Source organism: Pseudomonas sp. SMN11 (genome assembly GCF_052041945.1).
Classification (GTDB): Bacteria; Pseudomonadota; Gammaproteobacteria; order Pseudomonadales; family Pseudomonadaceae; genus Aquipseudomonas.
On record NZ_JBKGGW010000118.1, the window covers coordinates 1 to 216 of the forward strand.

Consider the following 216-nt stretch of genomic DNA (forward strand, 5'->3'; position numbering starts at 1 on the left):
GACCTTGGAGGCGAAGGTGCCCTGAGCGAAGCCGGTCAGCGCGGCCAGCATCTGGCCGGTCTGGTTGTTGTCACTGTCGATGGCCTGCTTGCCGAGGATCACCAGCTGCGGCTGTTCCTTGTCGACAACGGCTTTCAGTGCCTTGGCCACGGCCAGGGAATTCAGCTCGTCAGCGGCTTCGACCAGGATGGCGCGGTCGGCACCCAGGGCCAGGGC

1 pseudogene is annotated in these 216 nt (G+C 65.7%); it reads right to left on the reverse strand.

The window, feature by feature from the left end:
* Positions 1–216 (reverse strand): annotated as a pseudogene (locus tag ACLEJU_RS28810) (electron transfer flavoprotein subunit beta/FixA family protein); the annotation flags it as partial.